At 37.8% G+C, this 20,948-nt stretch carries 18 protein-coding genes; 9 read left to right on the top strand and 9 right to left on the bottom strand.

What is annotated here, in order from left to right:
• Window positions 1–77: 77 nt before the first annotated feature.
• Window positions 78–1,418 (top strand): 30S ribosomal protein S12 methylthiotransferase RimO, encoded by a 1,341-nt coding sequence (rimO, locus tag ACWIW0_RS05575; protein WP_454452546.1) that lies wholly within the window; start codon window positions 78–80, stop codon window positions 1,416–1,418.
• 19 nt (window positions 1,419–1,437) lie between these two features.
• On the top strand, window positions 1,438–3,426 hold the full coding sequence (locus ACWIW0_RS05570; protein ID WP_454452545.1) for a UDP-glucose:protein N-beta-glucosyltransferase: 1,989 nt from the start codon (window positions 1,438–1,440) through the stop codon (window positions 3,424–3,426).
• Window positions 3,427–3,522: 96 nt separating this feature from the next.
• Here the strand turns inward: ACWIW0_RS05570 and ACWIW0_RS05565 are convergent, their stop codons facing one another.
• The 4 genes from ACWIW0_RS05565 to dprA all read right to left on the bottom strand — a co-directional run bounded on the left by ACWIW0_RS05565 (window position 3,523) and on the right by dprA (window position 8,962).
• On the bottom strand, window positions 3,523–4,470 hold the full coding sequence (locus ACWIW0_RS05565) for an ABC transporter substrate-binding protein (RefSeq protein WP_157394962.1): 948 nt from the start codon (window positions 4,468–4,470) through the stop codon (window positions 3,523–3,525).
• Window positions 4,471–4,497: 27 nt separating this feature from the next.
• Window positions 4,498–5,496, bottom strand: a complete 999-nt coding sequence (locus ACWIW0_RS05560) for an ABC transporter permease (protein WP_454452544.1) — start codon at window positions 5,494–5,496, stop codon at window positions 4,498–4,500.
• A gap of 11 nt (window positions 5,497–5,507) precedes the next feature.
• On the bottom strand, window positions 5,508–7,043 hold the full coding sequence (locus ACWIW0_RS05555) for a sugar ABC transporter ATP-binding protein (protein WP_454452543.1): 1,536 nt from the start codon (window positions 7,041–7,043) through the stop codon (window positions 5,508–5,510).
• Window positions 7,044–7,804: 761 nt separating this feature from the next.
• Window positions 7,805–8,962, bottom strand: a complete 1,158-nt coding sequence (gene dprA, locus ACWIW0_RS05550) for a DNA-processing protein DprA (RefSeq protein WP_454452580.1) — start codon at window positions 8,960–8,962, stop codon at window positions 7,805–7,807.
• Between the two features lie 110 nt (window positions 8,963–9,072).
• Here dprA and def point away from each other — a divergent pair, with 110 nt between their 5' ends.
• The 7 genes from def to ACWIW0_RS05515 all read left to right on the top strand — a co-directional run bounded on the left by def (window position 9,073) and on the right by ACWIW0_RS05515 (window position 16,750).
• Window positions 9,073–9,585, top strand: a complete 513-nt coding sequence (def, locus tag ACWIW0_RS05545; RefSeq protein WP_454452542.1) for a peptide deformylase — start codon at window positions 9,073–9,075, stop codon at window positions 9,583–9,585.
• A 39-nt stretch (window positions 9,586–9,624) separates the two neighbouring features.
• Window positions 9,625–11,205, top strand: a complete 1,581-nt coding sequence (locus tag ACWIW0_RS05540; RefSeq protein ID WP_454452541.1) for a methyltransferase regulatory domain-containing protein — start codon at window positions 9,625–9,627, stop codon at window positions 11,203–11,205.
• Window positions 11,205–11,867, top strand: coding sequence for a glutathione S-transferase (locus tag ACWIW0_RS05535; RefSeq protein WP_454452540.1), 663 nt, complete (start codon window positions 11,205–11,207; stop codon window positions 11,865–11,867). Before ACWIW0_RS05540 ends, ACWIW0_RS05535 begins: the two co-directional genes overlap by 1 nt.
• A gap of 26 nt (window positions 11,868–11,893) precedes the next feature.
• Window positions 11,894–12,820, top strand: a complete 927-nt coding sequence (gene rfaD, locus ACWIW0_RS05530; protein ID WP_454452539.1) for an ADP-glyceromanno-heptose 6-epimerase — start codon at window positions 11,894–11,896, stop codon at window positions 12,818–12,820.
• 156 nt (window positions 12,821–12,976) lie between these two features.
• On the top strand, window positions 12,977–13,315 hold the full coding sequence (locus ACWIW0_RS05525; RefSeq protein ID WP_454447221.1) for a P-II family nitrogen regulator: 339 nt from the start codon (window positions 12,977–12,979) through the stop codon (window positions 13,313–13,315).
• 10 nt (window positions 13,316–13,325) lie between these two features.
• Window positions 13,326–14,633 (top strand): ammonium transporter, encoded by a 1,308-nt coding sequence (locus tag ACWIW0_RS05520; RefSeq protein WP_454452538.1) that lies wholly within the window; start codon window positions 13,326–13,328, stop codon window positions 14,631–14,633.
• Window positions 14,634–14,722: 89 nt separating this feature from the next.
• Window positions 14,723–16,750: a M13 family metallopeptidase gene (locus ACWIW0_RS05515; protein WP_454452537.1), complete on the top strand. Its 2,028-nt coding sequence runs from the start codon at window positions 14,723–14,725 to the stop codon at window positions 16,748–16,750.
• Window positions 16,751–16,834: 84 nt separating this feature from the next.
• Here the strand turns inward: ACWIW0_RS05515 and panF are convergent, their stop codons facing one another.
• The 5 genes from panF to ACWIW0_RS05490 form a co-directional block, all read right to left on the bottom strand.
• The gene (panF, locus tag ACWIW0_RS05510) at window positions 16,835–18,271 is read right to left on the bottom strand and encodes a sodium/pantothenate symporter (RefSeq protein WP_454452536.1); all 1,437 of its coding nucleotides are present in this window, start codon (window positions 18,269–18,271) and stop codon (window positions 16,835–16,837) included.
• Between the two features lie 10 nt (window positions 18,272–18,281).
• Window positions 18,282–18,518 (bottom strand): YhdT family protein, encoded by a 237-nt coding sequence (locus ACWIW0_RS05505; RefSeq protein ID WP_205420559.1) that lies wholly within the window; start codon window positions 18,516–18,518, stop codon window positions 18,282–18,284.
• Between the two features lie 224 nt (window positions 18,519–18,742).
• Window positions 18,743–19,060 (bottom strand): met regulon transcriptional regulator MetJ, encoded by a 318-nt coding sequence (gene metJ, locus ACWIW0_RS05500; protein WP_454452535.1) that lies wholly within the window; start codon window positions 19,058–19,060, stop codon window positions 18,743–18,745.
• Window positions 19,061–19,185: 125 nt separating this feature from the next.
• Window positions 19,186–20,412, bottom strand: coding sequence for an NADH:flavin oxidoreductase/NADH oxidase family protein (locus ACWIW0_RS05495; RefSeq protein WP_454452534.1), 1,227 nt, complete (start codon window positions 20,410–20,412; stop codon window positions 19,186–19,188).
• An 88-nt stretch (window positions 20,413–20,500) separates the two neighbouring features.
• Entirely contained in the window at window positions 20,501–20,821 is a 321-nt protein-coding gene (locus tag ACWIW0_RS05490; protein ID WP_454447226.1) for an ArsR/SmtB family transcription factor, read from the bottom strand.
• Window positions 20,822–20,948: the final 127 nt, after the last annotated feature.

Raw genomic sequence — 20,948 nt, 5'->3', positions numbered from 1 at the left:
TGTACAATTTGCCCCTTTTCCTATTGATATACAATAGACTCATTTTTATTACCTAATTATTTTTATCGAGATTATTTATGCATTCAGCACCAAACATTGGCTTTATTAGCCTTGGTTGCCCGAAAAATTTAGTGGATTCGGAACGTATTTTGACAGAGCTTCGCTCTGATGGCTATAACATTATTCCAAGCTATGAAGGGGCAGATTTAGTGATTGTGAACACCTGCGGTTTTATCGACAGTGCGGTGCAAGAGTCATTAGAGTCTATCGGTGAAGCCTTAGAAGCCAACGGCAAAGTGATCGTAACAGGTTGCTTAGGGGCAAGAGAAAATCAGATCCGAGAAGTTCACCCGAAAGTATTGGAAATTACAGGGCCACATAGTTATGAAGCGGTAATGAAACACGTCCATAAATATGTGCCAAAACCAGAATACAACCCTTATGTTAGTCTTGTGCCAAAGCAAGGTGTTAAATTAACGCCGAAACATTATGCTTATTTAAAAATTTCGGAAGGTTGCGATCATCGCTGTACATTTTGCATTATTCCATCAATGCGGGGGGATTTAGATAGCCGCTCGATTGTACAAGTCTTAGACGAAGCAAAACGTTTAGTTGATGCGGGTGTAAAAGAGATTCTAGTAGTTTCACAAGATACGTCCGCCTACGGTTTAGATAAAAAGAAAGAAAATGCCACTAAAACGGTTTTTTGGAATGGAATGCCAATTAAGAATGATTTAATGACGCTATGTGAAAAACTTGGCTCATTAGGTGCTTGGGTTCGTTTACATTATGTTTACCCCTATCCACACGTAGATAATTTAATTCCACTGATGGCTGAAGGCAAAATTTTGCCGTATTTAGATATTCCGTTACAGCACGCTAGCCCAAAAATTCTCAAAGCAATGAAACGTCCAGGTTCTATTGAAAGAACCTTGGAACGTATCAAAAAATGGCGTGAAATTTGCCCTGAACTCACTTTGCGTTCTACTTTTATTGTGGGTTTTCCTGGTGAAACAGAAGAAGATTTCCAACTTTTACTCGACTTCTTACAAGAAGCACAGCTTGATCGTGTAGGTTGCTTTAAATTTAGCCCAGTAGATGGGGCAGTTGCTACTGATATGGAAGATCAAGTTCCAGAAGAAGTTAAAGAAGATCGTTTCCATCGTTTTATGTTATTGCAACAAAAAATATCCGCAGAGCGATTACAACAGAAAATTGGAAAAGTATTGCCTGTTATCATTGATGAAATTGATGAAATTGATGATGAAGGCATTATTGGTCGTACAATGGCAGATGCACCTGAAATTGATGGTGTAGTTTATATTGATAATTTAACCGAGCAAAATGTCGCAGTTGGGCAAATTATTTCGGTAACAATTACTCACGCAGATGAATATGATCTGTGGGGGACTTGTTAATTTTTCTAGGAGAATAGGAATGACAGAACAACAAGCACCAAATGTTCTTAGATTTGAGCAAGCTATAGATAATAAAGATTATGAATTAGCTTGTACGGAGCTATTATCTATTCTTGGTAAAATTGATAACAATTTTGGGGATATTCAAGGTATTGAATTTGATTGCCCACAACAATTGGTTGATATGCCTAAAGAGAAAGCAATTTATTTTTGTACAAGAATGGCTATGGGGATCACAATGCTGTTTAAAGATCCTAATTTAGTTGTTTCCTTCGATGGTGCACAACGCTTTTTAACATTACAACGTTGGTTGTCGCTAATATTTGCTACATCTCCATACGTCAATGCAGATCATATTCTGCAAAGTTATAACTGTAACCCAAATAAAGAAGATCCTTTAGATATTCATATAGCTTCGACTGAAGCCGCGGTAATTAAATTCTGTATTCTCTACTTACCAGAATCAAACGTTAGCTTAAATTTAGATGCTCTTTGGGCATTATCACCAGAGTTATGTGCATCATTATGTTTTGCATTACAATCACCAAGATTTATTGGTACTGGCTCATCATTTGCCAAAAGAAATGCAATCTTACAATGGTTCCCAGATAAACTGGCTCAATTTAATAATCTAAATCGTTTACCAGCGAATATTTCCCACGATGTTTATATGCATTGTAGCTATGATATAGTGCAAAATAAGCATTTAGTAAAAAAAGCCTTAAATCAAGTTATTAGACGTCATTTACTTGAATTGAATTGGCAAGATCGTGATGTATCAACAATCGGTTACCGTAATGGAAAACCAGTAATGGTAGTCTTATTAGAACATTTCCATTCAGCCCATTCAATTTATCGTACACACTCAACATCAATGATTGCTGCTCGTGAGCAATTTTACCTGATCGGATTAGGTAATGAAGCCGTAGATGAAGCTGGACGTGCTGTATTCGATGAATTCCATTTATTAAATCAAAGCAGTGTTATTGATAAATTACTTGCGTTGAAGAAAATCTGTGATGACAATCAAGCTGCAATTCTTTATATGCCAAGTATTGGTATGGATTTAACAACCATTTTTGCAAGCAATACACGCCTTGCCCCAATTCAAGCTATCGCACTAGGACACCCAGCCACAACATATTCTGATTTTATTGAATATGTGATTGTGGAAGATGATTATGTGGGTGCTGAAGAATGTTTCAGTGAAAAATTGTTACGCTTACCAAAAGATGCTCTACCTTATGTACCATCAGCTCTTGCACCTACCAATGTAGAATATCGTTTTAGAGAAAATCCTGAAGTTGTAAATATTGGTATTGCCGCAACCACAATGAAGCTAAACCCTTATTTCCTAGAAGCATTACGTGCAATTAAAGAGCGAGCAAATGTAAAAGTACATTTCCACTTTGCATTAGGGCAATCAATGGGAATTACGCATCCTTATGTTGAGCGTTTTATCAAAAGCCACTTAGGCGACAGTGCAACGGCACATCCTCATACACCTTATCAGCAATATCTAACAATTCTACATAATTGCGATATGATGCTAAACCCATTCCCATTTGGTAATACCAACGGCATTATTGATATGGTAACACTTGGCTTGGTTGGTGTTTGCAAAACAGGTCCTGAAGTGCACGAGCATATTGATGAAGGTTTATTTAAACGCTTAGGCTTACCAGAATGGTTGATTGCTAATACTGTTGATGAATATGTCGAAAGAGCGATTCGATTAGCCGAAAATCATCAAGAGCGTTTGGAATTACGTCGTCATATCATTGAAAATAATGGTCTAGCCACATTATTTACAGGCGATCCACGCCCAATGGGAAATATTTTCTTAGCTAAATTAGTTGAATGGGCAGATGCAAATAATCTAACACTCAATTTAGCATCCCCAACAGCAGAAATTCCACCAACAAAGGCAAAAAGAACGGTGAAAAAAGCACCTGCGGAGAAAAAAGTAAAGAAAACTACCACAACAAGAAGAACCGTTAAAAAATAGCTAATAGTTATAAAGGACCGAGTCCTGTGCAATATAGAACTCAGTCCTTGAATTAAATCTGACTTTTGGGATTAAGATCAGGGAGTCTTATTTAAATTAGTACAAAACTCCTTTAGCTTCTTCTGAATCTATATTATCTTTGGTAACATAAACGACACCAGTATCAATAAATTTCTCAACTTTCTCACCTTTAATGAGTTTGCCGATAGTATCAATACCTTTATAGCCCATTTGGTAAGATGATTGCACCACAATACCGTCTAAAGTTCCATCACGTACAAAGTTTTGTAGATCTGAGTTACCATCAAAGCCAACGGCAACAATTTTGCCTGCAAAGCCTTTTTGTTTTACTGCACGAGCCATACCTACGGCAGTTGGTTCATTTGCCCCAAAGATTGCCGCAATATCTGGGTTAGAACCTAATACGTCTTCTGTTTGGTTTAATGCTTTTACCATTTCTGAATCAGAATAATATGGGCCAATTAATTTATAATCTGCTTTTGCTTTAACTTCATCAATAAACCCACCTGTACGCTCAATGGCAGAGGCTGCACCTTGAGTAAATGACATCACAGCAACTTTACCGCTTTTTACTTTAGCGAGTAGTTTTTCAGCTGCAAGTTTGCCTGCTGCACGATTATCCGTAGCAAGGAAAGATTGATAATATTTACCATCGCTATTTAAGCCAGAATCAATCAATACGACAGGAATACCGCTTTCATAGGCTTTTTTCACTGCTGGAACAAGAGCAACAGGATCAGATGCAGCAAGAACAATACCTGCAACCCCACGATTTACTGCATTATCAACCATATTTACTTGGGCATCGATTGCTGTTTCTGCTTCAGGACCTTGGAAAGTAACTTTATATTTATCTCCCATATCTTTACCTGCAGTTTCTGCACCTTTACGCACATTTTGCCAGAAAGTAGAGTTTGCTGATTTTACGATAACAGCAATTTCATCAGATTTTGCCCAAGCAGAGCCTGCAAAAAGGGTTGATAAACCTAATACAGTTGCGGTTACGATTGCTAATTTTTTCATAGTTAAATCTCCTATAGGATCAACAGATTATTTTTTACCAAGTTTTTTAGATTGACGTAATTGGTCTAAAGAAACCGCAACGATAATCACCAAACCGATAACAATCATTTGTACAAACGATGATACGCCATTCATATTCAAACCATTACGGAGTACACCGATAATGAATGACCCAATTAACGTGCCAGGAATTGTACCCACACCGCCCATCAACGATGTTCCCCCGACTACTGCACTTGCAATTGCATCTAATTCATAAGAAACCCCACCATTTGGTTGTGCGGTAACAAGACGAGATGCAAGGATTACGCCCGTTAGACCAGAAAGTAAACCACTGGCAACATAGGCATAAATTTTAATTACGTTAGTTTTAATACCTGATAAACGTGCGGCTTCTTCATTGGAGCCAATCGCATAGATATAACGCCCTACTTTTAATTTTGTTAGAGCAAATGTGAATAGGACAGTAATAAAGATCATAATAATCACAGGGTATGGAATGCCTGCAAAGACAACTTTAGGTAAACCATTCGAGCCTTCTTCTACAATTTTAAATAACGCTCCGTTACCTAAAGCCGCAAAGGATTCAGGCATACCCGATACAGGTGCAGCATTCGTTACATAAAGAGCCAAACCGCGAGCGACCATCATCATACCGAGTGTAGCAATGAATGGCGGAAGTTTCATTCGAGTGACTAAAATCCCATTAATCAAACCACAAATCCCACCAACTAAAATACCAAGTACCATTCCAATAGGTACTGGAACTCCCGCATTGACTATCATAGCAGCAGCAACTCCTGAAAGAGCTACAACAGAGCCTGTACTTAAATCAATTCCACCTGTTAAAATGACACAGGTCGCCCCAATACCAATTAAGGCGATGGTTGAAGTTTGTAACCCTACTGTCATAATATTATTTGACGTAAAGAAGTATTCGTTAGTCACGCTAAAGAAAATAACTAACAATACTAATCCTGCTAATGCTGCCATTTTTCGTAGCATATCTTTGTATTTATCGTTCATTTGATTACTCCTTAGTTTTTATATTCGTGACTAAACATATTTTTTACGCCAGTGGCATACTGCATAATCTCTTCTTGATTTGTTTTTTTCGTTTCTAACATACCTGTCATACGTCCTTCTCGCATTACAATAACTCGATCCGTAATACCTAGGATCTCAGGAAGTTCAGACGAAATAACAATAACCCCCACGCCATTCGCTGCAAGCTCATCAATCAGTTGATAAATTGCATACTTAGCCCCCACATCAATACCACGAGTAGGCTCATCAAAAATCATTACATTCGCATCTCGGAATAACCATTTACCAATAACGACTTTTTGTTGGTTTCCACCACTTAAATTATTCACAAGTTGCTCTGGCGTTGGTGTTTTAATTTCCATTTTTTTTATGAAAGTCTCGCTGGCTTTCAATTCTTCTGTATGAGAAATCACACCAAGCTGATCGGTTACTTTGTCCATTGATGCCATAGTAATATTTTCACGAATACTCATTCGTACTGCGACACCATTTAATTTTCGGTCTTCGGAAAGGTAAGCAATTCCTGCCTTAATTGAGTCTGACGGATCACGAATCACTACTTTCTTATTACGCACATAAATTTCACCCGCATCTAACTGATCTGCACCAAATATCGCTCTTGCAAGCTCAGTTCGTTTTGCACCAACTAACCCCGTAATACCTAAAACTTCTCCTTTTAGTAAGTCAAAATTAAGAGGTTCAAAAACGCCATAACGTTCAGCATTCATTACTGATAACAGAATTTCATCACTAATTTGAGCGGTTTTCGGTGGGAAATGGTTGTCTAAGGTACGCCCAACCATTTTTGTGATGATTTCATCCATTGTAATATCATCAAAATGATGACTAGAGACGTAAGTTCCGTCACGAAAAATCGTAATACGGTCGCAAATTTGTTTTAATTCATCCATACGATGTGAAATATAAACAATACACACCCCTTTCTCTTTTAAACGACGAACTAATTCAAATAATTTCTCAATTTCTTTTTCGGTTAAAGCTGAAGTTGGTTCATCCATAATTAAAACTTCAACATCAAAAGAAAGTGCTTTAGCTATTTCAACCATCTGCTGACGAGCAACAGAAAGATCTTTAACTAAATCGGTAGGCTCTACGTCAATATCAAACATATTGAGCAATTCAGCTGCATCTTTATTCATTTTGGCTTTATCAACAATGCCAAAATTAACAGGTTCGCGAGCAAAGAATATATTTTCAGCAACAGTTAAATGCGGAATTAAATTTAATTCTTGGAAAATCATACTTATTCCATCGTGCTGTGCTTCTAATACAGAAGAATAATTTACCTTCTTCCCTTTATAAATAATTTCCCCTTCATCAGCTTGATAAACACCAATCAAACATTTCATTAAAGTGGATTTTCCAGCTCCGTTTTCCCCCATCAATGCGTGGGCTTCACCTTTGTGAAGCTCTAGTTGAACATTCTTGAGAGCCTGTACTCCAACGAAAGATTTACTTATATTTTTCATTGAGAGCAACGGCACATTGCTATTCACTATGGTCATACTGCCTCCAGCCGTTAATATATAAACTTACGCAGACTTAATAAGAAACAGCAATATATTTAAATAAAAAGGCATTTAAACAAAGGTTATTTACGCGATTAGAGGGTATTTTGTGATAAAACTCACAAAAATAATCAAATTCTGAATTTATAGATTGCCCGATTTGAATCAAAAAAATAGAAAATCGGGCAGAATTAGACATAGATAGAAAGAAAAATAATTAAGCGGTAAGTTCTTCTGCTAAATTTACAAAGGAATTTACCACTTAATTATATAGAAACTCAGTTTCCTATTAGAAAGAAACTATTCTTAACTTAATTGCGGTATTATGTAGCAGTTGCACAAAATTGAAAAAACTCTCTCCCACTTGTGGGAGAGAGACAGACTGATGACAAACCTTAATTTGTTGATTTAATGAGTGGACGCCAAGCGTGGCGTCTCTACACGAAAAATAAAATGTTTATTTTTCAATTGGTTATAGTTTTTCTTTGTAGGGACGCCACGCTTGGCGTCCGAATGAAAACACTTTGTCAATAAACTGACTCTCTCCCGCAAGCGGGCGAGGGGAATTGTGCAACTGCTACATAATACCGCTTAATTGCATTACACTAAATCTAATTGGATATTCATAGACATAATTTTTCTATTATATATTAAGGTATAATCACAAATAATTAGATCAAAAACAGCCAATCACGATGTGATACAAGGATGCTTATTACTTCCTACTTTTACTCTATAAATTCTACCAATATATAGATCTAACACCTTACATATCCCCCACTAACCTGTTTGATAACATCAAGTAGCTCTAAATTAAGCAATTCGATTAACGCATTATCAATACTTATTTCACACGCTTTGGCGAGATCATCAATACTAATGGGCTCAAGCCCTATTTGAGCTAGTAGCTGTTGTTGGCAAGCGGTGAGATTAGGCAAATTTTTTGCAAGTAATGCAGGTGCAGGCAAATGCGTAAATTTTTGAGTAGAACTGACCGCTTGTTCTGTTGTAAATAATGAAGGTTGAGCCACTCTATTCATTACACTATCCTGCCGTTGATATACAATGGCTTCTAAAATATCATCAATACTCTCAACCAATAATGCCCCATCTTTAATCAATTTATGACACCCTTGACTATACGGATTTTGTACGCTGTTGGGTAAGGCAAAGACTTCTCTACCTTGCTCTAAGGCATAGCGAGCGGTTATTAGCGAACCACTATTAAGTGTTGCTTCGACCACGAGTGTTCCTAATGATAAACCACTAATAATACGGTTTCGTCTTGGGAAATTCTCTGCGAGCGGTGGCTGGTTAGGAAAAAATTCTGATACTAACGCCCCACCTTTTGCGACAATATTTTCTGCCAAATTTTTATGTCTGCTTGGGTAAACTTGATCTAAACCGCTTCCTAGCACCGCAATAGTTATACCATTCTCTGCCAGTGCTTTCTGATGACAGAACCCATCAATCCCTATCGCTAGCCCACTCGTTACTGCAATCTGATTTTTAACTAACTCACCAGCAAAATACCCAGCCCAGTATTCTCCATAATGAGAATAATCCCGACTGCCCACTATTGCAATTTGAGGCATTGAAAGCACTTCAGTTTGCCCTTTCACAAATAATATAGGCGGTGCGGTACTAATTTGGCGTAGCAGAAAAGGATATTCCACATCAAATAATGAAATTAAATGCTGTTGTGGTTTTTCCGCCCAAGCTAAAGCAGTATCAATCCAACGCCAATCTGGATTAAACCAGCGTTGGATCTGCTTTTCATTCCAACCTATTTGACGTAACTGTTCTCTATCATAGTTACAGAATGCAGTAAAATCGACTTCACTTAATAATCGTCCAATTTTTTGGGATCCCAACTGTGGAACTTGCAATAACGCTAATAATTTCGTGATCTCTATCATTTTTTATTCTATTTCGTAATTTTCTTGCCTATCGTTTCCCTAATAGTAAGAAAAAGACTAGAATAGCCGAACTAATTATTTTTAATTTTTCGATGGAGATCGTAAAAATGGCAGTATTAGATGTACTAATTTACCCTGATGAGAATTTGGCAACAGTTTGCCAGCCCGTAGAGAAAGTAGATGACGAATTACGTCAATTTATTGATGATATGTTTGAAACAATGTACCAACACGAAGGTATTGGCTTAGCTGCACCACAAGTGAATGTATTAAAACGAGTTATCACTATTGATATTGAAGGCGATAAAGCTAACCAAATCGTACTTATTAACCCTGAAATTCTAGAAAGTAGTGGTGAAACAGGTATTGAAGAAGGATGTTTATCTATCCCTGGTTGTCGAGCCTTAGTTCCACGTAAAGAAAAACTCACTGTTAAGGCATTAAACCGCCAAGGCGAAGAGTTTACCCTGAATGCAGACGGGCTATTAGCCATTTGTATTCAACACGAAATTGATCACTTAAACGGTGTGTTATTTGTCGATCATATTTCTCCACTTAAACGCCAACGTTTCCGCGAGAAAATGCAAAAACTCAAGAAACAAATTGCTAGATCGAAATAACAAGCGGTCTGATTTCTGATATTTTTTACAAGAATAATTATGAACAACATAGAAACAACACAAGCCTTAGAAACGGCTTACAATGATATCCCTTATACCTCAGTTGCTTTCCCACATTGCCAACCAAATCGACTGCACGCACTAGCTAAGTTAAAAGGGTTAAACCCACCAGAATTAGATAATGCACGAGTACTCGAAATTGGTTGCTCTTTTGGGGGCAATCTTATTCCTTTTGCAATCCGTTACCCTAATAGTCAGATTGTTGGCATTGATTTATCTGAAATCCAGATCAATATTGGACAAAAAATGATGCAAGAGATTGGACTAAACAATGTCCACCTTGTTGCTGCAGATATTAGTAAAGTCAATTTTGAGAATTTGCAGTTCGATTACATTATCTGTCACGGTGTATTTAGCTGGGTACCTGAATTTGTTCAGAATGCGATTATGCAACTCATTCAAACCTATCTAACCCCTAATGGGGTAGCTTTCATTAGCTATAACGCTTACCCCGGTTGGCATTTAAAAGATATGGTAAAAGAATTGATGCAGTTTGGTACAAGTAGCGATATTCACCACTATGAGCGTATTGATCAAGCTAAAGAGCTATTTGCACAAACAGAAGATCTATTGGAACGTTTTAACCCACAAACTAAGCCCGAGTTTTCAAGAATTGCTCAACATATTCTAAATGCAGATAAATATTATGTTGCCCACGAGTATTTAGAAGAAGTGAATCAACCATTCTATTTCCATCAGTTTATCAAAAAAATTACCCCTTATGGCTTGGGTTATATTACAGATACATCTTTACCTAGCGTCAAAACTCTCAGTATTTTCTCAGGAGAAAAATACGAGCAACTTTGCCAATATTTCCATAGAGATATTGTAAAAATTGAACAATATACTGACTTTATCAATCAACGTCCTTTCCGTTGCAGTATCTTGACACACCAGCATAATTTGAATGGTTATAACATTGATAAATATGATATGGTTCACGCATTTTATGAGCTATATATCAAAGGTAACCTAACCAAATCCGATGATAATAGCCATTGGCTTCTGCCTAATGGTAACCAAGCATTTGCATCATCTCCATTATCTGATGAACTGGCAAAAGTGCTAAATGACAACACTGTTCCTTACCCAATCAAGGAACTTTTCCCACTTCTAACCAAAAACAAAGAAGATGAGAATACCTTAATTAAACTTTTAGTGGCATTGATACATCAAGAATCTATGTACATAAGTTACCATACTGAAGAATCAACGCCTTTCGGTGAATATCCTAAATTATCAGATAAATTTGAACGATTAATTAAATTTGTAAAAGATAACCCCAACATTACTAAATTATCCAGCATCTATGGTCAGCCAATAGAGTTTAATGTTTTCACCTTATATTTAATAAAATACTTAGATGGCAATCATAGCCTAGATGATCTAAATAACATTATTCGTAAAGCCTTTGAAAACAATGAGCTTACTTTAAATCGAGAAGGTAAACCTGTTCCGTATGCTGAAATTCAAGATAAAGAAATCAGTGATATGATCAATGGAACATTACAACATCTACAAAATCTTGGTTATTTCAACAATTATAATGAGGAGGAATAATGCTAACCCTATACGCCCTAAAGCAATCTCGTGCCTACCGCATTGTTTGGTTGTTAGAACTATTAGAGCTTGACTACAAATTAGAAATTATTGAGCGAGATAAACAAACTTTTCTTGCCCCGCATTCTTTACGCAATATCCACCCGCTTGGTAAATCGCCATTAATTCAAGATGGCGAATTGGCATTGGGCGAAAGCGGTGCGATTGTAGAATATCTTCTCAATAAATATGATCCTGAAAATCGTTTCCGTATCACCGCAGATCAAGCCAACTATCCGAATTATCTCTATTGGTTGCACTATGCGGAAGGGTCAATAATGCCGTTTCTGATTATCTCGCTTCTTCTCAGACGGATTGATGAACGTAAAATGCCATTTTTCATCAAACCAATTGCACGCAAAATCACTAATGGTGTTCGAGAGAGTTTTGTTACACCACAACTCAAACTACACTTAGATTACATCGAACAACACCTTGCAGAAAAACAATGGTTTTTAGGTGAGCAATTAAGTGGTGCAGATATTATGATGAGTTTTCCACTGCAAGTATTAACTACTCGTGGTTTGGACGGATATCCTAATATTCACGCCTATACTCAACGAATTAAGCAAACCGCATCGTTTAAGCGTACTGAAGAAAAACTCGGTGCATTTAAGCTCTAATTTCAACATAACAAAGGACTAATAGTATGATTATCGTAACAGGCGGCGCTGGCTTTATTGGCAGTAATATTGTTAAAGCATTAAACCAAATCGGACGTACCGATATTTTGGTGGTCGATAACCTTAAAAATGGCGAAAAATTTGTGAATTTAGTCGATCTCGATATTGCAGATTATTGTGATAAAGAAGATTTTATTGCCTCTATTATTGCAGGCGATGATTTTGGCGATATTGATGCCGTTTTCCACGAAGGTGCTTGTTCTGCCACAACAGAATGGGACGGTAAATATATGATGCAAAATAACTACGAATATTCAAAAGAGTTATTACATTATTGCTTAGATCGCCAAATTCCATTTTTCTATGCATCAAGTGCGGCAACCTATGGTGGACGTTCAGATAACTTTATCGAAAAACGAGAGTTTGAACAGCCATTAAATGTATATGGCTACTCAAAATTCTTATTTGATGAATATGTGCGTAAATTACTGCCTGAAGCACAATCACCTGTTTGTGGCTTTAAATACTTCAATGTTTATGGTCCGAGAGAGCAGCATAAAGGCTCAATGGCGAGCGTTGCTTTCCACCTAAACACACAAATTCTAAAAGGCGAAAATCCAAAACTCTTTGCAGGTTCAGAAACATTCTTGCGTGATTTTGTCTATGTGGAAGATGTTGCTCAAGTAAATATTTGGGCGTGGCAAAATGCGATCTCTGGTATCTTCAATTTAGGCACAGGTAATGCGGAATCTTTCAGAGCGGTTGCTCAAGCAGTTATTGATTTCCACCAAAAAGGGCAAATTGAAACTATTCCATTCCCAGATCATTTAAAATCACGCTATCAAACCTTCACCCAAGCAGATTTAACTCAATTACGCCAAGCAGGTTACAACAAACCTTTCAAAACGGTTGCAGAAGGTACTCGTGCTTATATGGAATGGTTGAATAGATAAAATCCAAAAAATAATATATTTTATTAAATAAAAATCAACAATACTTGATTTTTATTTAAATTTACTCTTATAAAATTGTCTCATCAAAGAAAAATCCCTAATATCACAACGCACCTCATATGAAGTGCGTTGTATTTCACTATATTAGGAGTACCAATGAAGCAAATCACAACCATTTTAAACCCTTTCCGTCTTGATGATTTAAGAGAAGCTGTTTCTGATATTGGCATACAAGGAATGACAGTAACGGAAGTTAAAGGCTTTGGTCGCCAGAAAGGACATATTGAAAACTATCGTGGTGCAGAATATACGGTAGATTTTCTACCCAAACTTAAAGTAGAAATTGCCGTCAGCGATGATATAGCCGAAAACGTGATTACCGCCATTCAACAATCCATTGCAACAGGCAAAGTTGGTGATGGCAAAATTTTTGTTACCCATATTGAACAAGTTATCCGTATTCGGACGGGTGAAACAGATGACGAAGCATTATAAGGATGTAAAGATGAACAAATTTTCCATTTTCTTAAGTTTATTAGGGTTATCTTCCTTCAGCAACGCAGAAACCTCTTGGTGGCAACCTATCTCGGCAATTAACAATGGCGACACTGCTTGGGTAATGATTTCTACTATTCTTGTGCTGTTTATGACAATTCCTGGGCTGGCGTTATTTTACGGTGGTATGGTTCGTAAAAAGAACGTTCTAAATACGATGATACATAGTTTTTCTATTACCGCACTTATCTGCTTGCTGTGGGTTGCAGTGGGCTATTCTCTTGCATTTACTGAAGGTAATGCTTTTATTGGCGGCTTTGATCGCTTTTTTCTACAAGGAATGGGGTTAGATTTAGCCAACCAAATGGTAACTGTCGCACCAAATGCAAGCACAATTCCCGAACCTGTTTTTATGCTGTTTCAAATGACCTTTGCCATTATCTCTGTCGCCATTATTTCGGGGGCATTTGCAGAGCGTATTAAATTTTCTGCAATGATGTGGTTTTCAGGAATTTGGTTCTTACTCGTTTATGTACCAACTTGCCACTGGGTTTGGGGCGGTGGATTTATGGCTGAAGGCGGTGTACTAGATTATGCAGGTGGCACTGTGGTGCATATTAATGCAGGTATTGCAGGCTTAGTTGCCTCCATAATGGTAGGTAAACGTGTGGGCTATGGTAAAGAAGCAATGCCACCACACAATATGGTTTTGACGTTGATGGGGGCGGCAATGCTTTGGGTCGGCTGGTTTGGCTTTAATGCAGGCTCGGCAGTTGCCGCAAACGCCTCTGCGGGAATGGCAATGGCTGTAACACAAATATCCGCTGGGTGTGGAGCATTGATGTGGCTATTATGTGAGAAAATTGCAGGACATCGTCCTTCATCTCTTGGACTTGCCTCAGGGGCTGTGGCTGGCTTGGTAGGCATTACACCCGCAGCAGGATTTGTTGATCCACAAGGGGCAATTTTTATCGGTTTAATCACTTCACTTGCCTGCTATTTTTCTGTGGCAAAATTAAAACATAAATTAGGCTATGACGACTCTTTAGATGCCTTTGGTATCCACGGTTTCGGCGGTATTATTGGGGCAATTTTAACAGGGTTGTTTTTTAACAATACCATTTTCGCAGGGAATTCAACCATTCCAACACAGATTTTAATTCAGTTGAAAGATGCAACGATTACCATCGTATATAGCGGTATAATGAGTGCTATTATTCTCTCTGTTGTAGCTAAAATATGCGGTAGCTTGCGTGTGGAACGTGATGAAGAACGAGAAGGATTAGATATTTCTATCCACGGTGAGCGTGTCGAATAATGCATTGAACTATCAAGCGGTGAGATTATCTAATTATTTTGTAAAATATAATGATAATCTTACCGCTTTCTGTTTAAAGGAGATCAATAATGAAAAAACCGTTTTTATTCAGTTTAGTCGCCCTTTCTGTCGCTGTTACGGCTTGTAGCCCGAAAACCTATCAAAGCACTTTAATGGAGGGTGTTGATCCACAAGTTGCACCGCAACAAGATTTCTATCGCTATGTAAATGGCAAATGGTTGGCAACCGCCCAAATTCCAGCCGATAAAACATCGTGGGGAACTTTAGCCGAACTCAATGAACTCAATGAGAAACGCTCGGTGGAATTGCTACAAGCGGTGATTTCCGCTCCAAAACTTGTAAATGATCCAAAAGCTCAACGTCTTAAAGCACTTTATGAAAGTTATACCGATTTATCTGCAAGAGAAAAATCGGGCTTATCCCCCATTCAATCAGATTTAGCCAAAATCGATCAAATCCAGAATTTTGCTGATTTAGAACGTTATTTCATTGAAGAAACCAAGCAAGGCAATGAAGTGTTATTTGGTTGGTCTGTTTTTGCTCATTTAAAAAATTCTCGCCAAAATGCGATCTATTTTAGCAATACCGATTTAGGATTAAGCAACGATTACTTCCAGAAAGACACACCAGAAAACCGCAAAACCTTACAACTTTATCAAGACTATATTAGTCAGATGTTAGCCTTTGCAGGGGTAAAAAATCCGAATCAAAAAGCGAAAGAGATTGTTAATTACGAGAAATCTATTGCCCAAACGCTCTTTACCAATGAGCAACGTAGAGATATTCAAAAACGTTATAACCCTATTAAAATCAGTGAGTTAGCAACTCAAAGTCGTCATATCAATTTGGCGAATTATCTTAAAGCTGTCGGTGTAAATACCGATGAAGTCATTGTTTGGGAACCTGAATTTCTAAAACAATTTGACCGCTTAATTAACCCACAAAACTTATCGGTAATTAAAGATTATTTGCGTTTTCGTACGATTTCAGATGCAGCACCTTACTTAAATAAAGCCTTAGACGATGCACATTTTGAATTTTATCGCCATAAATTAGTAGGGCAAAAACAGCAACGCCCGTTAGATAAACGTGCATTACGTTTAATCAATGCACAAATTGGGCAGGAGTTTGCTCAATTTTATGTGGAAAAATTCTTCCCCGCCAGTGCGAAAAAAGACTTATTGGAAATGGCAGGCTATTTAGTCAAAGCCTATCATCATCGCATTGATAATCTAACGTGGATGTCGCCTGAAACCAAAGCGAAAGCCAAAGTGAAATTAGATAAATTTATCACTGAAGTCGGCTACCCAAATAAGTGGAAAGATTATAGCAATTTACAACTAAAATCCCTTGTAGAAGGTGGAACACTCTACAATAACTTACGCCAAATCGCTCAATGGAACTACCAAGAAGCACTCAATAAAATCGGTAAACCTGTTGATTTAAATGAATGGGGAATGTTGCCACAAGTGGTAAACGCATCATACAGCCCATTGATGAACCGAATTGTCTTCCCTGCTGGTATTTTACAAGCGCCGCTTTATGATATCCACGCTGATCCTGCGGTAAACTTCGGGGCAATCGGGGCAATTATCGGACACGAAATTACACACGGTTTCGATGATAGTGGTTCTAAATTTGATGGCGATGGAAATTTACAAGATTGGTGGACAAAAGAAGATCGTCAAAAATTTGAAGCCCTTGCCGATAAGCTTGTGGCACAATTTGATAAATTTGAAGTTGCACCAAATGTCTTTGTAAACGGGCGTTTTACCTTGGGTGAAAACATTGCTGATTTGGGTGGATTAAGCATTGCTTACGATGCTCTGAAATTGTATGAAAAAGAGAATGGCAAAGCCCCTCTGATTGAGAATTTAAGCTCCGATCAACGTTTCTTTATGAGCTGGACTCGCTCGTGGCGAAATAAAGCCACCGTACAATCGCTCACTCATCAAGTAAAAAGTGATCCGCACGCACCAAGTGAATATCGAGCATTTGCGACAGTTCTCAATATCAATGGCTTCCATAATACCTTTGGTACAAAAGCAGGCGATGCAATGTTTAAACCAATCAATGAACGTATTCAGATTTGGTAGTTTCTAGCTGAGAGCAAATAAAGAAAAGCGGTGCAATTGTTGCAAAATTTTGCAAAGATCGCACCGCTTGTTTATGGCGGTTAATTAAGCATTCGTTGCTTTTTTCCCACCGAATGTATTACCGATTAAGAAGGCAACTAGCCCGATAAGTAACGACGGAACAATGGCGTGGAAATTTAAAATTTTAATAGAGAAAGTGGTCATTAACACATAGCTACCAAGTCCTGCAATCATTGAGCAGATAGCCCCTGTTGCGTTCGCTTTATCCCAGTATAACCCGAGTACCATTACCCAAAGGAATGTTGCCTCTAACCCACCAAGAGAAAGCAAGTTTAACCAAATCAACATATCAGGTGGATTGATTGCCGAAACCACCACAAGTACGGTTAATAATAAGGTGGTCGCAGTCGAGAACCACTTAATTTTACGTTCATTTACCACCCTATTTGGACGAACCGCCAAATAAAGATCTTTAATAATGGTTGAAGATGCTTGAATTAACATTGAGTCAATAGAAGACATAATCGCAGCCATTGGAGCTGCTAAGAAGATCCCAGCAACAACAGGTGGTAACACTTGCAACATTAGACTTGGAATAACTTGATCAACTACTTTTAAATCTGGTGTAACCGCAGGCCCTAATGCACCTGCTAAGTGCATTCCGAACATCAAGATAGTTAGCACGATGGTGCCGATTACCATTGCTTGATGCAAGGCTTTGCTATCACGATATGCCATACTTCTGACAGCTAATTGTGGTAAACCAATTAAACCAAAGCAAACAAGCACCCAGAACGATGCCATAAAGGTAAAATCTAGTGGACGTTCATCAATACCATAAGGTTCAATGAGTTGTGGGTTAATGGTAGCAAGCTGATCAATGGCATTGCTCACCCCCCCTGTTGCGTAAATAATACCGCCTAATAGTAATGCCGTACCGATCATCATTACTAAGCCTTGAATGGTATCGGTCAGAACTACCGCTCTAAAACCGCCAATAAAGGTATAAACCCCAACGGTTAGAGCAAAAATCATAATAGAAGTGGTATAAGAAATACCGAGAGTTGTTTCAAGTAAACGCCCTGCCCCAATAAATTGCACCATCATCATTGCAAAGAATGAGAGCAATAAGGCTAAACTTGATAACCAAACAACAACAGGGCTTTTATAACGAGCCATCAACATATCATTGACGGTAACACTTTTTGTTTGGCGAGCAACCATAGCGAATTTTTTGCCCAATGCACCGAGAGTTAGAATTACTGTTGGCACTTGGATCATCGCCAGTAATACCCAACCGAGTCCATATTTATAAGCTGCGCCAGGACCACCAATAAAACTACTTGCCCCAACGTAAGTGGCTGCAATTGTCATTGCTAACACAAAGCCAGACATTGATCGACCACCAACGTAATATTCAGAAAGGAAACTACCGCTTTGGCGTTTACGATATGCGTAAAACGCCACGCCGAATACAAATAACAAATAAACGATTAACGGAAGTAAAATTTCAATATTCATACAGCATTCCTTATTGTTTTTCGTCTAACTCAATCTCTTTATAGACTTTTTTAATGACCCAATAAGTCAATAAAGTAAAGGCTATCGGCAAATAAACACAAGCCAATTCAAACCAAAGCGGAAAACCAAGCCAACCACGACCATCTGGTGAAAAATAGGCAAACACAACCCAACCAACCAAATAAATCAATGTTAGCCAAAATGCCCAACGCACTTCTCGTGCCATCTGTTGTTGTATATTTTTCATTTTCTCTCCTTTAAAAAATACCCCACAAATGTGGGGTCAGACTGATGACAAACCCTAATTTGTTGTATTCAATAAACGGACACACGCAGTGTGCCCCTACACAACAAAATAAAATTTGTTATTTTTCAATCAGTTATAATTTTTCTTGTAGGAACGTACTGAGTGCGTCCGAATGAACAAAGACTTTGTCAATGATCTGACCCCACAAATGTGGGGTAGATTACTTAGTATTTCCATTCTTCAGGATCGATCCCCATTTCTCGCATTTTTGCTTTTGCTTCTTCTGGGATCTCATCGCTACGTTCTTTCATCAAGTCGTCATCTGTCGGTAATGGCTGTCCTGTAAAGGCGTGGAGAAAGGCTTCGCACAACAATTCGCTATTTGTTGCGTGACGCAAATTTCGAATCTGGCGACGTGTTCGCTCATTGGTTAAAATTTCCAATACTTTTACAGGAATCGACACCGTAATTTTCTTTACTTGCTCACTTTTCTTGCCATGTTCTGCATAAGGGCTGATATATTCCCCATTCCAATTTGCCATAGTTACCCACAATTTCCCAATCTAAAATAAAAATTGGTCGATATTCTAATAAAAACTAACTTATATCGCAATCTAGACGTCTAGATTTCTCTAATCTTAAAATGAATTTTGAGAATAAAGAGATACTATGCTCTTTCTTTACGGAAACCATTTTTTCCTTGTTGCCACAAGATGCGGAAAAATACTTTCCAAGCACTGTATGCTGGGTTTGCATCTAGTCCTTGGCTTAATCGCTCCATTTGGTAAAAATACCACGCCATTTCGAGTGTTGAACCAATCACATCATCAAGTTTTTTTACTCCTGTGCGAACAGGTTTAAGGTTAAGAGTTTGATAACGGTTTTCAAAAATCTGATTAGGTAAATCAGGTAAAATAGCAAAAGGTTTCGCTAAACCAATCAAATCAACCTGTCCGCTTGCAAGAGCATCTTCCATTGCTTTCGTTGAACGAAATCCACCTGTAATTGTTAAAGGAATTGGGCAAACATTGCGTACTTTTTCTGCATAATCTAAGAAATAGGCTTCTCGTTTCTGGGTGCTTGCTTTAACCCCTTCTAACATTGTAGGGCTTTCATAATTTCCACCCGAAATTTCAATATGATCCACCCCAAGCTCAACTAATTTTTCTACGACTTTGACAGAATCTTCTTCGCTAAAACCGCCACGTTGAAAGTCAGCCGAGTTTAGTTTGACAGAAATAATAAACTCACTATCTGTACGTTTACGAATTTGTCGATAAACTTCAACGAGAAAACGCATACGGTTTTCTAAGCTACCGCCCCATTGATCTTGACGTTGATTATGTAATGGTGATAAAAACTGGCTAATAAGATAACCGTGTGCAGAATGAATTTGTACGCCTGAAAACCCTGCTTTCTCAGCAATGAGTGCAGTAGTAGCAAAACGCTCAATGAGCTGTTCGATTTCTGTTTCGGTTAAAGCTCTTGGTGGGTTAAAAAACTTCCCGATACTGCCTGTCAATCCAATTGCACTAGGAGCAACGGGTTGTTTTGCAAGATCTTTAGGTGATTGTTTACCTGGATGGTTAATTTGCATAAGCAGAATAGTATTGTTTTGTGTCCCCACTTTTGCCCACTGCCGTAATATTGCGAGATCACGTTCATCTTCAATAACAACATCTTTAGGCCCACCTAAAGCGGTACGATCAACCATTACATTTCCCGTTACTAATACCCCTGCACCACCTTTAGCCCAACGGTCATAGAGATTAACTAATGCTGAACTAGGAGCGTGTTCATTAGCTAATTGCTCGCTCATCGCCCCTTTAAAAAAACGATTTTTGATCACTTTACCGTTCGGTAATGTCAGTGGTTGGCTTAATTGTAATGTCATACGGTGCTTTCCTTTATGTTTATGAGTTTAATAATTTAAACCAATTTAAGTTTTAAAAAACCTATGTGAGCAACACATAGGCATCAATTTATTGTTTACCTTGTCTATTAGGACAATGTTCAATCAATTTCTCAACAAGTAATCTTAATTGTTCTGTTGCATCTGCCATTGCGATTGCATAAAAACGCTCTTTACCAATCTGCTCTACACTTACAGCTTTAGCATCTAACATTATTTTTAAATGATGCGAAACAGCAGGACGAGAGAGATGTAAGTGGCTAGTAATATCATTTACATTCATTTTTCCTTGTTCAAGCAGAAGCTGTAAAATTTTATGGCGGTTTTCATCGCTTAATACTGAAAAAATTGGAATACAGCTTCGCATTAAATCCATTGTCTGTTTAGGCATAATTTAGGCTACAAAAGTTAAGATTAAATGTTTAAAAATTTAAACTCATTTTATCTAAAATGAATATAAAGGCAAGCATAATTTATAAGTAAAAAATGAATTTATAGAATGTTTGACGAATATAATA

The organism is Ursidibacter sp. B-7004-1 (genome assembly GCF_053654055.1).
Note: the sequence above shows the minus strand (reverse complement) of the source record. Positions and strands in the feature narration are given on the sequence as shown.

Coding starts and splice junctions, on each gene's coding strand:
- rimO (WP_454452546.1), top strand. CDS start 78: ATGCATTCAGCACCAAACATTGGCTTTATTAGCCTTGGTTGCCCGAAA.
- ACWIW0_RS05570 (WP_454452545.1), top strand. CDS start 1,438: ATGACAGAACAACAAGCACCAAATGTTCTTAGATTTGAGCAAGCTATA.
- ACWIW0_RS05565 (WP_157394962.1), bottom strand. CDS start 4,470: ATGAAAAAATTAGCAATCGTAACCGCAACTGTATTAGGTTTATCAACC.
- ACWIW0_RS05560 (WP_454452544.1), bottom strand. CDS start 5,496: ATGAACGATAAATACAAAGATATGCTACGAAAAATGGCAGCATTAGCA.
- ACWIW0_RS05555 (WP_454452543.1), bottom strand. CDS start 7,043: ATGACCATAGTGAATAGCAATGTGCCGTTGCTCTCAATGAAAAATATA.
- def (WP_454452542.1), top strand. CDS start 9,073: ATGGCAGTATTAGATGTACTAATTTACCCTGATGAGAATTTGGCAACA.
- ACWIW0_RS05540 (WP_454452541.1), top strand. CDS start 9,625: ATGAACAACATAGAAACAACACAAGCCTTAGAAACGGCTTACAATGAT.
- ACWIW0_RS05535 (WP_454452540.1), top strand. CDS start 11,205: ATGCTAACCCTATACGCCCTAAAGCAATCTCGTGCCTACCGCATTGTT.
- rfaD (WP_454452539.1), top strand. CDS start 11,894: ATGATTATCGTAACAGGCGGCGCTGGCTTTATTGGCAGTAATATTGTT.
- ACWIW0_RS05525 (WP_454447221.1), top strand. CDS start 12,977: ATGAAGCAAATCACAACCATTTTAAACCCTTTCCGTCTTGATGATTTA.
- ACWIW0_RS05520 (WP_454452538.1), top strand. CDS start 13,326: ATGAACAAATTTTCCATTTTCTTAAGTTTATTAGGGTTATCTTCCTTC.
- ACWIW0_RS05515 (WP_454452537.1), top strand. CDS start 14,723: ATGAAAAAACCGTTTTTATTCAGTTTAGTCGCCCTTTCTGTCGCTGTT.
- panF (WP_454452536.1), bottom strand. CDS start 18,271: ATGAATATTGAAATTTTACTTCCGTTAATCGTTTATTTGTTATTTGTA.
- ACWIW0_RS05505 (WP_205420559.1), bottom strand. CDS start 18,518: ATGAAAAATATACAACAACAGATGGCACGAGAAGTGCGTTGGGCATTT.
- metJ (WP_454452535.1), bottom strand. CDS start 19,060: ATGGCAAATTGGAATGGGGAATATATCAGCCCTTATGCAGAACATGGC.
- ACWIW0_RS05495 (WP_454452534.1), bottom strand. CDS start 20,412: ATGACATTACAATTAAGCCAACCACTGACATTACCGAACGGTAAAGTG.
- ACWIW0_RS05490 (WP_454447226.1), bottom strand. CDS start 20,821: ATGCCTAAACAGACAATGGATTTAATGCGAAGCTGTATTCCAATTTTT.